At 39.6% G+C, this 14,680-nt stretch carries 13 protein-coding genes; 7 read left to right on the top strand and 6 right to left on the bottom strand.

Going from position 1 to position 14,680, the window contains the following annotated elements; genetic code table 11:
• Positions 1–122: 122 nt before the first annotated feature.
• Positions 123–467, top strand: coding sequence for a hypothetical protein (locus CA265_18675; GenBank protein ARS41571.1), 345 nt, complete (start codon positions 123–125; stop codon positions 465–467).
• Between the two features lie 151 nt (positions 468–618).
• Positions 619–1,143: a damage-inducible protein DinB gene (locus CA265_18670; protein ARS41570.1), complete on the top strand. Its 525-nt coding sequence runs from the start codon at positions 619–621 to the stop codon at positions 1,141–1,143.
• A gap of 94 nt (positions 1,144–1,237) precedes the next feature.
• On the opposite strand, the gene CA265_18665 is transcribed toward CA265_18670, so the two are convergent.
• Positions 1,238–1,417, bottom strand: coding sequence for a hypothetical protein (locus tag CA265_18665; protein ID ARS41569.1), 180 nt, complete (start codon positions 1,415–1,417; stop codon positions 1,238–1,240).
• Between the two features lie 187 nt (positions 1,418–1,604).
• Positions 1,605–2,306, bottom strand: a complete 702-nt coding sequence (locus tag CA265_18660; protein ID ARS41568.1) for an SAM-dependent methyltransferase — start codon at positions 2,304–2,306, stop codon at positions 1,605–1,607.
• Between the two features lie 279 nt (positions 2,307–2,585).
• Between CA265_18660 and CA265_18655 the strand changes: the two genes are divergently transcribed.
• A complete protein-coding gene (locus tag CA265_18655; GenBank protein ARS41567.1) occupies positions 2,586–4,265 on the top strand; it encodes a hypothetical protein in 1,680 nt (559 codons plus the stop codon).
• Between the two features lie 43 nt (positions 4,266–4,308).
• Here the strand turns inward: CA265_18655 and CA265_18650 are convergent, their stop codons facing one another.
• Both CA265_18650 and CA265_18645 read right to left on the bottom strand, forming a co-directional pair.
• The gene (locus tag CA265_18650; protein ARS41566.1) at positions 4,309–5,295 is read right to left on the bottom strand and encodes a hypothetical protein; all 987 of its coding nucleotides are present in this window, start codon (positions 5,293–5,295) and stop codon (positions 4,309–4,311) included.
• A 397-nt stretch (positions 5,296–5,692) separates the two neighbouring features.
• Complete coding sequence (locus CA265_18645; GenBank protein ID ARS41565.1) at positions 5,693–6,316, bottom strand: hypothetical protein; 624 nt, start codon at positions 6,314–6,316, stop codon at positions 5,693–5,695.
• A gap of 78 nt (positions 6,317–6,394) precedes the next feature.
• Between CA265_18645 and CA265_18640 the strand changes: the two genes are divergently transcribed.
• The 4 genes from CA265_18640 (at position 6,395) to CA265_18625 (ending at position 10,337) form a co-directional block, all read left to right on the top strand.
• On the top strand, positions 6,395–6,622 hold the full coding sequence (locus CA265_18640; GenBank protein ARS41564.1) for a hypothetical protein: 228 nt from the start codon (positions 6,395–6,397) through the stop codon (positions 6,620–6,622).
• 65 nt (positions 6,623–6,687) lie between these two features.
• Positions 6,688–8,088 carry an MBL fold metallo-hydrolase gene (locus CA265_18635; protein ID ARS41563.1) on the top strand — a complete coding sequence of 467 codons (1,401 nt, stop codon included), beginning with the start codon at positions 6,688–6,690 and terminating at the stop codon, positions 8,086–8,088.
• A gap of 402 nt (positions 8,089–8,490) precedes the next feature.
• Positions 8,491–9,177: an SAM-dependent methyltransferase gene (locus CA265_18630; protein ARS41562.1), complete on the top strand. Its 687-nt coding sequence runs from the start codon at positions 8,491–8,493 to the stop codon at positions 9,175–9,177.
• Positions 9,178–9,329: 152 nt separating this feature from the next.
• Positions 9,330–10,337, top strand: a complete 1,008-nt coding sequence (locus CA265_18625; GenBank protein ARS41561.1) for an LLM class flavin-dependent oxidoreductase — start codon at positions 9,330–9,332, stop codon at positions 10,335–10,337.
• Positions 10,338–10,515: 178 nt separating this feature from the next.
• Here CA265_18625 and CA265_18620 read toward each other — a convergent pair whose 3' ends face one another.
• Together CA265_18620 and CA265_18615 are read right to left on the bottom strand one after the other, a co-directional pair.
• On the bottom strand, positions 10,516–13,290 hold the full coding sequence (locus tag CA265_18620) for a hypothetical protein (GenBank protein ARS41560.1): 2,775 nt from the start codon (positions 13,288–13,290) through the stop codon (positions 10,516–10,518).
• A 287-nt stretch (positions 13,291–13,577) separates the two neighbouring features.
• Positions 13,578–14,654, bottom strand: coding sequence for a hypothetical protein (locus CA265_18615; protein ID ARS41559.1), 1,077 nt, complete (start codon positions 14,652–14,654; stop codon positions 13,578–13,580).
• Positions 14,655–14,680 lie beyond the last annotated feature (26 nt).

Raw genomic sequence — 14,680 nt, 5'->3', positions numbered from 1 at the left:
TCTGTTTTTATGGATTTTTTTTAATGGGATTGATTGGTAAACCGAAAATAACGTGCGGGCGGCACCGCTTGCAGGTCGAAAAAAAACAGACTACCAGTTAATTCTTCTTACCTTACCAAATTATGGCCGGAAGGCCCAAATTTTATAGTATGCAAAATGAGAGTATAGCCTTACAGGCGAAGGTGTTTTTATACCATTTAAACAATGCCAACAACGAAAATGGTTTTCGGGCCAAAGAATCTTGGAAGTTTAGCCAGGTAAGTGAGCAGGGAAAGGCCGAAATAGAACATGATTTCTTTCCGACGGTTTCTTACCGGGTAGATCCAAAAAAGATACATGATTTTGCAGCGAGCGTATTATTGCAGCTTAAAGAGCAACCTAAAGTTAATGTGCCCGATCGGAATGTCAGTATCCAAACCGGATCGGAGTATTTTATCGCCTATTCTCCTGATAGGGTGATCAGGTAGGAGGCAAAGATGGATGATGTAAGATGGGAGATGGATGATGGAAAATGGATGGGGAAATGTTTATTTTAAAAATATTTTCATGCTGATTTTTACACTGCCATAGGGTTGTCAGTGGCCTGTGTTTTCTTTGTGTAACTAAAGCAAAAAAGACATGGTACAGGAACAATTATTCGCAGAAACAATGGAAGAAACTTCCCTTGTGTATTTAATGAAAAATTATGCAAACTATAATTTCTGGGCAAATTTAACCTTGGTAAACTGGTTAAAAAATCATCCGGAACAATTATTGGAGCAGGAAGTATTATCGAGTTTTAAAAGTGTAAAGTTAACGCTCGCCCATATTTTACAGGCGCAGGAGTATTGGTATTCAATCCTCACTAAAACCGAATTCGAATTTCGCGAATATGGAAGTTTGAATGATATTTTTGATGCGCTGTTGAAACAGTCAGAAAATTTAGCCGTTTATATTACCGCAATTAGTGAAGATAGATTTAATCAGAAAACGGAAATCCAAAGCCCCTGGTTCACTTCCGACTTTCAGAATTTCGAATATGTGTTACATGTTTTCAACCACAGTACTTACCACCGTGGCCAGATCATTACGATTTGCCATAATTTAGGCATAACAGGTGCACCCATGACGGATTATAACTTCTATAATGTAATGGCGAAATAAAATGCCATTTATTAAAAAAGGCTTGTCAGGAAATCTCATTCAATAAAGATTTTCCGACAAGCCTTTTCTTTTGGTCATATTAAACGACCTTCGATTATTTTTTATTATCGTACTTCCGTTGATTATCCTTGTTAGAAGTTTGATCTGACCGCTGGCCACCGCCATTGGTTATTCCCTGGATTTTTTTATCCGTTTTAACATCGTGGTTCGCCCGATCGGCTATTGAACTGCCCTGAACGGTTGGATTGTTTTTTGGTGTGATCGTGTTTTTCATCATGCTAAGATTTAGTAAATAAATTGCAGCGCGCTATAATAACAACCAATATGTTATCGGATATGTTTTGATTTTTTGAAATTGTTCGTCATTTCGAGCAAAGTGCAACGGAGTCGGGAAATCTATATAAAAAGATCTCTCTCCCGATAATTCGGGACTACGCTTCAGTCGAGATGACGATTTTATCTTAGTACAACAAAAATATAGTAGGTTGTTTATGAAGATCTATTTCCTCTTTGCGCCAATTGTAAACACTTTGGGTTTTAATAAACTCATCTTCTGCCGTGAGGTTACTGGCTACACAAACCTGCGTATTGGGTTTGCAGCTTTTCAGCACTTCTTCAAAAAGCTGGTTGTTGCGGAAAGGGGTTTCGATGAAGATCTGGGTTTGTTTGTAACGGCTCGCCGATAAATCTAAATCTTTAATGCGTTTGGTCCGCTGTTCTTTATCAATTGGTAAATAGCCCCAAAATGCGAAACTCTGTCCGTTAAAACCTGAGGCCATTAAGGCCAGTAAAATCGAGCTTGGCCCTACTAATGGTACCACTTTAATGCCGCGTTTATGTGCTTCGGCGACAATATCAGCCCCGGGATCGGCAATGCCCGGACAACCCGCTTCGCTCATTAAACCTACATCTTTTCCGGCGGCAAGCTCAACAAAAAACTGACCTAAATCTGTCCGGTTATGTTTGCCATAATCGTGCACGATTAAATCTTTTTGAGGTGTTTTTAAACCAGCCTCTTTTAAAAACCGGCGGGCTGTTTTACTATTTTCTACAATGTAGGTATCAATCTGGTTAATGGTATCAACCAAATAAGGGGTAAAAGTTTTGTGTGCTACCTCTTCAGCCAATGGTACGGGAATAAGGTATAAAGTGCCTTTTTGCATGCTACAAAAATACTTACAATAAATAGAATTTAAGTTCTAAAATTTGCGGTACCGGCAATATAATCTCTTTTGTAAGCAAAGGTGTAGCAAATTTTATTTCTAACTGACTTATTTTCTGCACAATTAAACTCGGCTTAAAACGTTAAATATTAGTTAAATATGCCTTGTAGGGCAATATTTGAAGGAAAACGCAGAAACTATGCATGCATATTAAACCTTCTATATTTTTGGTTCTCTAATTGATACACACACATTAGGTTATTAAAATAAAACACACAAATGAAAACACTGAAATCTACGGCACTTGTGCTGGGGCTATTTGCGCTCCTTGCCGGAACCACAACCCTTGTCAGGGCACAAGACTATCAAAACGATTACCAGGACGATGGTTATAGCACTGGCAATGTTTCTTTACAGACTTTTTACGATGAACTTTCGCCTTATGGCACCTGGATACAAGATCCTCAATATGGCTATGTTTGGCGCCCGGATGTAGATCAAAGCGAATTTCGTCCATATTATACCAACGGACGCTGGGCCATGACCGAATATGGTAATACCTGGGTTTCTAATTACGATTGGGGCTGGGCACCTTTCCACTATGGCCGTTGGGTGATTAACAGTTACAGGCAATGGATCTGGTTACCAGATACCAATTGGGGACCAGCCTGGGTAGATTGGAGAAGCGGCGATGGATACTACGGATGGGCACCAATGGCACCAAGCATTAATATTAATCTGAGCTTTGGCCGTCGTTATGCTGTGCCAGATTTCTGCTGGAACTTTATCCCGCAACGCAATATCTATATCAATGTATTTCCAAGATATGATTATGGTCGCAACAATGTATATATCCGAAACACCACCATTATCAATAATACCTATGTGTATAACAGAAGAACCTATTATGGTGGCCCAAGGGTTGAAGATATCAGACGTGCAACCAACAGGGATGTAACCGTTTATAGGTATTCACAAGGTTCAAGACCAGGTGCAAGCAGGATTAATAGCAGGGAAGTATCTATTTACAGACCTAGACCAGAGCGTAATGCCGACAACCGTAGTGCAGCACCAAGAAAATTTGAGCAAGGTAATGCTGGTATTAGCAGGGGTGGTAGAAATGAAGGTTATAGCAATCGCGATCAAAGAGGTGGTAGTAACAATAATAATGATAACCGTTTTGGATCAAGAGGAGATAACCGTACCGCACAACCTGACCGGAACAATGGTACCATAAGCAGAGACAATAACAATCAGCCTAATAACAGAGGTGAAGTTTACAATAGAGATGCTAATGGTCGTGCCAGCCGTGGAAATGCCAATGGTGTAGACGGAAGAAACGGACAAGAAAACGTAAACCGCGGTCAGGATCAGCAGCGTTTAGAGCAGATGAGGCAACAACGTACGCAACAAGACCGTATGAGCCAGGATCAGCAACGTACACAGCGCGATGTTCAAACACAGCAACGTGGTCAGATAGACCAACAACAACGCGCGGCCCAAATGGAGCAGCAAAGAGCACAGCGTAATGAGCAATTTCAGCAACAACGTACGCAACGTGATGCCCAGGTACAGCAACAACGTAATGAGCAGTTGCAACAGCAACGTGCACAGCAAGCCCAGGCCCAGCAACAGGAAAGGACTCAGCGAGATGCGCAGATGCAACAGCAAAGAAATGAGCAAATGCAACAACAACGTGCGCAGCAAGCTCAGGCTCAGCAACAAGAAAGAGCGCAACGCGATGCTCAGGCACAGCAACAACGTGCCCAGGCGCAGCAACAAGAACGTGCACAGCGTGATGCGCAGGCTCAACAACAAAGAGCACAGCAACAGCAGCAGCAAATGCAACAAAGACAAGAACAAAGAAGAACAGAAGCACCACCGCAACAACAACAACAAAGGGGTGGTGAAAGAAGCGGCTCTGAAGGAGGAAGACCATCAAGAGGTGGTAGAGGATAGATTGATAAGTCCCGATGAAAATCGGGACTTTTTTTGTTTTATTTTAAATAGATCCCACTGGCATTTGCAGTTTTTCTTTTTTAAATTTCGGAGGGATTAACATGATTAACCATATTGTTGAACCTATAAAAAATGATAAAAGTGTCAGAAATAATTGATGGCTACCCCTTTTTTCAAATGGAGTATATTTAGGTATTAACAAAACAGGATTTATTGGTGAACCGGGATCAGCATGGGCAATACCTTTTTTGAAATTTTTATAATCCTTACTGTTGCCTATTTTCTGCAGATAATCAAAATTATAAATTTTGTCGTGCAGGAAACTCAGATGTGAATCTTTAAGGAACGTCCTAAACATATTATCTTTTGTTTCTTTCGTTAGTCTGTTGTTTATTTGTTTTGTCATTTGCCAGCCAAGCCAGGCTTTTGGCCGTAAATCATCTAGCTCCATCTTACCTGAAGATTTTACTCCATATTGAAGCGATCTTGCTTTTGATGGAGATCTCATTAGCGGCGGTGTTGGTTCATTGTAAATTGGAATGGCCGTATAAACTGTAAATTTTAAATTTTCGTTGTGTTTGCCAGTGGCTTTGGCTTCAACCTGTACAGCACTATGTGTCTTATCAAGATACAGATTTTGAACCTTATAAAATTTGGTGAGGTAACTTTGGTCGATGCTGCTAATTGTTTTTAATTCGGTGAGTTGGCCAACTGCGCTGGTGATATATTTCTGTGCAAAAATAGAAGGGCATATAATGGCAAACCATGCAATGATCAGGTAAAATTCAAATAAATCTTTTCCATTTTTTCTTTCCAGCCTTAAAAGCTTTAGTCGTGGCCTCAACCAAAAAATTACTGGAAGTATAGGAAGGAGCATGGGTATTAAAAACTCATAAAAAAAGTCTTCAATGGGTATAAGCTGTGTTTGAAAGAGGCATATATTTACTATTGAAAAACCAACAATTGAGCCTAATGTAATGATAAGATAACGGGAATAAATTAATTTGAGCTTATAACTTAGGTAATCCATATTGATCTGGGACGAAATAAAATTCAAAAGTATTTAATTTTGAATTAGGAGCAAGTGGGTTAGTTAAAGAAATTACTGCTTGCTGCTGGTAGGGGTTTAAAAACAAAGGCTTATGCAGCTGAGCACCCAGCCAAAAATAACACCACCCCACGAGCTATCTAGACCCGATTGGAGTGAGCACGCAATCCCGATCTTCATCGGGATAAGTAAAACGGAAAGCGGGGAGATACTTAAATAATTGTAGAAAACTGCTCTCCTATTAACTTTATAATATTTATCTGAAAATGTAAATGCAGTACTGCTTCGGGAACAACAGACAGGCCATCTTCATGCAATGGGGGTGTTGCAATAAAGATTGCTTCAGCCAATGAAAAACTGGCTTCACAATGACGGCACCTTACTGCCCTGCTGCCTTATGCAAATTACTTAAATCAATTCCCCTAAAAGTGCTTTTGGCACCTGGATGCAGGTTTTCGGGATCGAGTAAAAATGTTTCAATCCCCAGTTCCAGTCCGAATTTAATTTCCGATTCGGCATCATCACCTATAATTAAGATATCATCTGTTTTAAGATTGTATTTATCAATCAGCAGTTTGAAAGCTTCCTTTTTGTTGGTGGTCGAAACATCCACAACATGTATTTCCTCAAAATCATCAGCGATACCCAACATCTTCACCTTTGAGGTTTGCTGTTTCGGAAAACCCGCCGTTACAATAAATTTACGTCCTTTAAGGCTTTTAATGTAATGGTAATCATTGCTCGGTTTTAAGGGGCTGGTTACTTCGCGGTTTTTTAAATAATCAACCGCACGATCAACGGCTAATTGTTTAAAGCCATATTTTTTGGCTACTTTCTGGAAAGGGGTCCTTAACATATCTTTTTTCGATGTTTGATATACCTCATCAGAAACTCCTAAATCTTCCTGGTCTAAAAGCTGGTATAAACCACTCATCAACTGCTCTTCGTTAGGTTTGGTAAAATAGATGGTATTGTCCAGATCGATAAAAAAAATATGCTTCATGTAAATGGAATGATTTATGTTAGAATAAAACCAAAACAACAAGTGCCAATTAATGTTTAATTATTAAATAATAAAGTTATGACAAAGGAAACAAAAATTATAGTAGGCGTATTAGCTGGAGCAGCACTTGGTGCAACAATCGCATTGGCATTATCTTCTGATTCTACCAGCGATTTAAAGGGTAAAGTATCAGACTGGTTAGCGGATATTTTAGATAGTTCGAAAGATAAACTTGCAGGTTTAGCAGATAAAGCAACTGGTGTAGCTGATAAGGTGAAAGATAAAATAGCAGAAATAAATGCATAAAGAATTGGAAGTGCCGGAAATATCCGGCATTTTTATTCTATATATATTTTCTAACCACCATTTAGATGAACATTGCTTTTCATGGTGCCGCCCGTACTGTTACGGGGAGTAAGCACCTTATTACCTTAAAAAACGGCACCCAGATTTTATTAGATTGTGGCTTATTCCAGGGGATGGGCCGTATTACCGATAAATTAAACGATTTTTTCGGCTTTGATGCCAAAAAGGTTACCTACCTGGTTTTATCACACGCACATATAGATCATTGTGGTTTATTGCCCAAACTGGTTGCAGAAGGTTTTGAAGGTAAGATTTTCTGTACCTCGGCAACTATGGATCTGGCCCGTATTTTAATGATGGATTCTGCCAAAATACAGATGCAGGATGCCGAATTTTCTAACCGCCATCTGCGCGAAGGCGAGGAAATGGAAGAGCCACTTTACACCGATGAAGACGTGACTAAAACGGTTAGTCAGATGAAGATTGTGGAGTATGAAGAGGATTTCGAGATTGAGGCAGGCATTCGCTTAAAGTTTACTGATGCCGGCCATATTTTAGGCAGTGCTGCGGTTCACCTTACCATTACAGAAGACGGAAAACCGATACGAATTACCTTTTCAGGAGATGTGGGCCGTTATGGCGACTTGCTTTTAAAGAGCCCGCAACAGTTTGATCAGGCCGATTATATCTTAATGGAATCTACCTACGGCGATTCGCTGCATAAAGATCTTGATCCGATCGAAAACATGCTTTTAGAAATCATTAACAATACCTGCAAAGTGAAAAAGGGGAAAGTGATTATCCCGGCTTTTGCCGTTGGCCGTACGCAGGAGCTGCTTTACGCTTTAAATGGGCTGGAGTTAAAAGGTAAATTGCCTGATGTTCCGTACTATGTAGATAGTCCTTTATCATCAAAAGCAACTGAAATTCTTAAAAACCACCCTGAAGTATACAATAATGGCGTTAAGGAAACTTTAAAAGTAGATCATGATATATTTGGTTTTAAAGGCCTGCGTTTTATCGAAAGTGTAGAAGAATCGAAAGCTTTAAACGCCGATCCCAGACCATGTGTGATTATTTCTGCATCAGGTATGGCAGAGGCTGGCCGTGTAAAACACCACATCAGGAATAATATTGGTAATCAGAAAAATACCATTTTGATGGTGGGATATTGCGAACCTAAATCGCTTGGTGGTAGGTTAATTGCCGGACAAAAAGTTGTGGAGATTTTCCGCGATGAATATGAAGTTAAAGCCGAAGTACGATCGATAAAATCGATGAGTGCACATGGCGATTATGAAGATTTATTACATTTTTTATCAGGTCAGGATCCCGCTAAAGTTAAACAACTCTTTTTGGTACATGGCGAATACGAAGTGCAGCAAAATTTCGCCAGCAAATTGAAAGATGCAGGTTTTAAACATGTGGCTATCCCCGACTACCATCAGGTATTTGAGATCGAATAATGATTAAGTTGGTCCGGATTTGTAGGGCGCCGTCATTTCGAGCGGAATGGAGAAATCTAAAATATAGATCTCTCCATTCCGCTGTGCTTCAGTCGAGATGACGATTTTTCTTTTTACATCCTCAAAGGTAGTTAAGAAGAGTTTGTTTCATCGGCTCCTTTTCATACCTCTTCCATTTTCCATCTCACCTCATCCATTTTCCATTTTACTTTCATTCTTCAAATTTATAGTCTGGTTTTCACTTGTCTTTTGAGGATTGGAAGTCCCTGGCTCCTAAGACGGGATTACAAATCCCGACTAACTTAAATCCCAACTAACAGCGTAATTATAAATTTCCATTTTCCATCTCACTTCATCCATCTTCCATCTTACATCATATTCAATTTCCCTATCTTTGCCCGCATGGATGTTTTTGGTAAAGCGTTAACAGATATTTACAGAACAGGCGAGGCTGATACCCTTTGGTTGCACAATTCGTATGGGGAGCCAGAAGAAATGCCTTTAGAATTCTTCTTCCGTGATGATGAAGATATGCCCGTTTTAGAACTTCAGGCCTTACACATGTGCAGCGGCAAGGTATTGGATATTGGCGCCGGTGTGGGCAGTCATGCTTTACTTTTACAGGCTTTTAATATTGATGTAACGGCTATTGATATTTCGGAAGCAGCGGTGAATATTATGAAAGACCGCGGTGTAAAAAAAGCATTCGTGCAGGATATTTTTACCTATCAGGAGAAATTCGATACCATTATCATGCTCATGAATGGTATTGGTTTAACCGGAACTTTACCTGGTTTTAAGGATTTTCTCATCAAATTAAAAGACCTCATTAACCCTAACGGACAGGTAATTTTCGATTCTTCTGATATTGCTTATTTATATGAAGATATGCCAAAACCACAAAACCAATATTATGGAGAGGTATCTTATCAGTACGAATATAAAGGCGAGAAAGGCAATTGGTTTAACTGGATTTACATCGATGAAGAAACCATTAAGCAGATTGCGAAAGAAACGGGATGGGATGCTGAATTGATTTTTGATGATGGCGAAGATCAGTATTTAGTCAAACTAACCCCAAACCCCTAAAGGGGCTTTACTTGTTTTAAAAATAAAAAAGGTGTTTTTGTGTTTTCGCTCTAAGTTCCCCCTCGAGGGGGCTAGGGGGTAATTTAAAAGTCATAAAGCTTTTCGTACTCCTGTTTTAAATGAGCAGGCTCATAAATTTGTTAGATACGAATATGAGCAATACAAAAATAAAACTAAGTGTGTTAGATCAGTCACCGGTTCGCAAGGGTGTTACTGCCCGTCGTGCCATTGAAGAAACCACTATACTTGCACAAGAAACCGAAAGGTTAGGGTACCACCGTTTCTGGGTTTCAGAACATCACAATACCACCAGTTTAGCAGGTTCAACGCCCGAGATCCTAATTGCGCATTTGGCCAATCATACCAAAACGTTAAGAATAGGTTCGGGTGGTATTATGCTGCCTAACCATAGCGCGTTAAAGGTTGCAGAAAGTTTTCGTTTGCTGGAGGTGATGCACCCTAACCGTATCGATCTGGGTATGGGGCGTGCTCCGGGTACCGACCGCATTACCGCTTCGTTGCTTAACCCCTCAAACAATTGGAGCGAGCAGGATTTTGTAGAACAACTGCGAGAGCTGCAGCATTACTTACACGATACTTCAGATGGCGGAATTCAGGCAAAAATAAAGGCTATTCCGATTGCTGAAACCATTCCGCAACAGTGGCTTTTGAGCAGTAGCGGACAAAGTGCTTTATTTTCGGCACACTTTGGAATGGGCTTTTCTTTTGCCCATTTTATTAACCCACATGGAGGGCCGCAGGCTGTTCAATACTACCGGGAACATTTTAAACCTTCCGTTGACCTGGCAAAACCAGTAGAAAATGTGGCCCTTTTTATTTTCTGCTCAGCAGATGAAGAAAAAGTTAAACAGCAGGAGGCCTTAATGGCTTATCGTTTTCTCCAGCTGGAAAAAGGAGGAGGTTTAACTTCGGTCGGCTGGAACGACATTAAAGATATCAATTATAATGCTGCAGAGCAGGAACGCATTAAGGCCAATAAACCAAGAATGATTTATGGTACCCCGGAGGTAATTAAAGAACGACTGACCAAACTGGCTGCCGATTATGATGTTGATGAACTGATGGCCGTTACCATTACTGAGCATTTTGAAGACCGTATAAAATCGTATGAGTTGCTTGCCGAGATGTTTTTGTCGTGATAAAATCGTCATTGCGAACTGAAGAAAGGGATTTGCGAAGGAGTGAAGCAATCTATTTGATGAATTGACAAAAAGATTGCTTCGGCTCGCACTTATCCGGCCATTATGAAAAGTTTGAAACGAGTAATTTTTGCGGAGCGCTGTGTGGACACAGCCCCCTGCATCAGGAACGGGCGCTTTAAAAACTAAAAAACGTTTGCCGGCCACCAACTTTTTGTCCAAAGTTTTGGATATTATAAGTAAGCGTAAGCATGCCATATCTACCCAGGTTATTACTCTGTGTGTCGATAATGCTATTGCCTGTAATCTGGATATTCCTTCGTACATTGCTCTGTAAAATATCATTCACCGAGAATTTTAATTGCGCCCTGTCGTTTTTCATGAACAGGTAAGTAAGGGCAGCATTCCAGAATTTGATGTTATTGTTATATCCGGCAATGTTTTGATCGTTGATGGTTAGAGAATAGCTGGTTTCGAAAACCAGTTTTTTGGGATAACGGATAATTAGTTCGGAAGTGCTTTGATGGGTATTGTAACTGATATTGGTGTAAAAACTGTCGTCGTATCTACTCCTGTTCAGGTTAACGGAATACGATTGGTTAATTTCTACCTTATCATTCAGGTTTAACCTCACACTTCCATTTGGCCCTACGTAAAATACATTCGCATCACTTTGGATATTATTCACTATCACCGGAGTATGATCAAAATTGGCCCAGAAACCTAAACCTACTTTTAAACTGGTTTTATCTTTTTTGAAATCTTTCGAAATATTGGCCCCGCCACTAAAATTGTATATACCGCTCTTGTTAACCGGATTGATTGTTTGGACGCCATTATTTATGGTAATCGTGTTAACCACACCATTTTTTGTGAAACTACCGTAGCCGTATAAATTATAATTGATGAGACTTTTAGGATCGTATTTGTACATATTCATGCTTAAATTCTGCGTACGGGCGGGCAATAAGTTCGGATTGCCGTTTCTGATGTAAAATGCATTGGTATTATCTGCCACGGGCTGAAGATAACTTACATTCGGCTCTGCAAAGCGGGCTGAATAGTTAAAACGGAATATTTTGTACTTCAACTGGAATGTCGGCCACATAAAATTATAACGCTGATCGATATCTGCGCTATTGGTAAAGCGGTTGTTTAACGAAATATAGTTATGTACCAATCCTGGCTGAAGGAAGAGGTCTTTAGTTACCTTGTATCCGAGGCTAATATTGGTATTGGTTTTGAAACCGGCTTGTTTAACGGTTTGCGATAAATTGGGGATTGCAATATCGTACAGCTGGTTGGCCGGATTGCGATAAAAAGTGCTGAGTGCATTTTCGTTATTAATGATGTTTCCACTTATATCGGCTTTAAAATAAAATTTTTTACTAATCGGTTCGGTATAATTGCCATATAGGTAAGACCTGAAATTATCAATGGTATTGTTCCTCAACTGATCTATTTCTGAGGTGGAAGGTGTGAGGTAAAAAACACTAATGCTTCTGTTGTAATTAAGAATTGGATTTGGTGTTGCCGAAATATCGGTGCCCAGGTTTAAAGATCTTCCTGCCTTTTTAAAGTCCTTGCTAAAATCGGCTCTAAGCTGATATTTGTTGCTCGAAGTATTCAGGTCATTTAAATTTTGGAGCGTGTTAATGAGTTGGTTGTTCGCATTGTTATTACGCGAAGAGACCTTGCTTACCGAATTGTTAGCACTTAGTACAATTGCCGGCTCGATAGTGAGCTGTGTTAAAGAATCGATTTGCCAGTCTAATTTTCCGCCTATATTATGTTTCAATATCAGTGCATTGGTGTTTTCGCTGGCATTGGTAATCAACCTGTCGGTACCTAATGTCTGGTTGGTATTGGTGAGTTTTTCTAAAAGATTGTCCGATCGGCCAAAGAAATATTGTGTGTTAATTTTGATCCCCTTTTTGGTTAGGGTGTTAAAGTTAAAACCACCACCCGAAGAAGTTTGGACACCATTATAACTGCCGCCGAAATTAATGCCATTAAACTCGAAATAACCGGTAGAATTCATCATCATGGAATTGATGCCACTGCGGTTAAAACCACCTATCCGCTGTACATCGTTAGGGTTAAAGCCTGGCTGGTTAATGTTGTTGCCATATGCCAATATACTCACCTGTGTGGTATCCCTAAAAAAGTTCATTAATCCACCGGCCTGATACAGCTCTTTTAACCCTCCACCAGCATATAATTTACCGAAAGCACCCTTTTTAATGGCTTTTTTTAGTTTTAAATTGATAATCTGCGGAATTTCTGCTGCGGTTAAATCCGGATCGCGTCTTTTAGCCTGCTTATCATCAACCACCTGCACCTTATCGATGATGTTTGCGGGCAGGTTTTTCGTTGCAATCTGCTGGTCGCCACCAAAAAACTCCTTTCCGTCTACTAAAATTTTACTCACTGCTTTGCCATTAACCTGTATAGACCCATCGGCAGCGATTGCAACCCCAGGTAGCTTTTTTAGCAGATCTTCTACCACCGCCGATGGCAGTGTTTTAAAAGACTCGGCATTAAACTCAATGGTATCTTTACGTACAATTACAGGTGGTCTTTCTCCCGAAATTACCACTTCATTTAAGTCATTCGCCTTAACAGAAAGATAAAGGGTGCCCAGATTTAAGGCGGGGTTGGCTGCAGTTAGTTCTACTTCTTTCCGGTATGTTCCATATTGCCATGCGGTTACCACTAAACGGTATTTTACGCCTATGATTAGTCCGTTGATTTTGAAAATACCTTTATCATCCGATAATTTATAAGTGTTTAATACACTATCGCCAACTTTATACACTGAAACTGTGGCGTAATTTAAGGTGATTTTGCGATTGGCACTATCGGCTAAAATTCCGGTAATGCTTCCGTTTTTTTGTGCAAATAAATTAAAAATAGTTAGGATAAGGCCGATTGAAAGCAGGAGTTTCTTCATGTACAGGTTTAAATAAGCAAACTAAAATTAGGCGCTATGTTTTTACGGTATAGATAAATGTGATGAACGATATAAAAAATGTGACAGACTAAATGTCTGGCTTAATTTCATTAATAGACGTACGGGCTAACTAAACGTTGCATTTCAACCGAAAACAACTAATCTTTTAGGTAAAAATAGCCCGCTTACCATATTTTTGCAAATACAAAACGAAAAAATTACATGGACTAAAATAAAAAAGCCTCAAGCTAATGCAATGAGGCTTAATAATAGGAGCGTATAATATATTAATGTAAATCGTTATAGTTGATAATTTTAACAGCTGGGTTTTTGGCTAAAATTTCTTCCATCCACTTGCGGTGTGATGCGCCAACACCGACCACAATCCTTTTGGCTTTTTTTGCCTTTGCCTGATCGATAATATTTTTACACATCCCTTCGTTTCTTAAAGTCCATTGCACAATCATCTCTTTAACCGTCTCGGTAGGGAAACCCGCATAACCATAAAAGTGACGGCCACCATAAAAATTAATAGATTCATCCAGTACACCGTATCTTACGGTATTCATGCCAGCATATGGATCGGCGTTAAAAACCTTTGATTCTTCATCACTATAGCTCCAGTATTTTTCCAGTGCTTTAACGGTAAGGGCCTCTGGTGAAGTGGTATCGGCCTTGGCTGTATTGATCAGGATTTTGTATAACGAATCAGTCCTGGCCCAGGCTTCGCTCCACGATTTATCGTAAGTCTGACAGTCCATATTGTAGATCTGATCTTGCTTCAACTGATAAATAAGTGGGAAATAGATTTTAGTATATTCACTCCCGGTTCTATAAAAACCAACTTTTTTTAGTGAATCTATGCTGCCGAACATTTTGGTGTATTCAGCCTGTTCTTCTTTGCCAAAGCTTTCTTTCATATAATTCTCGAGTACAAAAATCTGGTAATCGGCATTTCCCCTGTCCCAGTTTTTAGCATAGTGAACAGCTAAATTCATTCTGGTTTTATGGTAATAAGGGAATGAGGCGAGTGCTTTTTGGTGTTTTTTAATTTGTACATCAATATTTTTCGGTGATGCCGGATTTAATTTTTCTAAATAATCATGTCCTTTTCTAAACGATTTTTTAGCCCAGTTGCTTTCTTCCAGTTTGGCATAATCGCTCTGGGGCAGGTATTCGCCAAAAACCATATCAGGTTTAAAGTTTTTAAGTTTATCAATGATCGCCTGAAAGTTTTGTGCCGATTTGGAGTTGTCGTGCGAAGAGCCTACTATAACAATCTCAATGAGGTTCTGGGCATTCGATTTAACTGCAGTTGCGATTAACAATAAAAATGCAAGACTAAGTTTTGGGATGGTTTTCATAATGAATCGTTTTTGTTGATTCAAAG

This window comes from Sphingobacteriaceae bacterium GW460-11-11-14-LB5, assembly GCA_002151545.1.
Lineage (GTDB): Bacteria > Bacteroidota > Bacteroidia > Sphingobacteriales > Sphingobacteriaceae > Pedobacter.
This window is presented reverse-complemented; position numbering and strand designations above follow the sequence as displayed.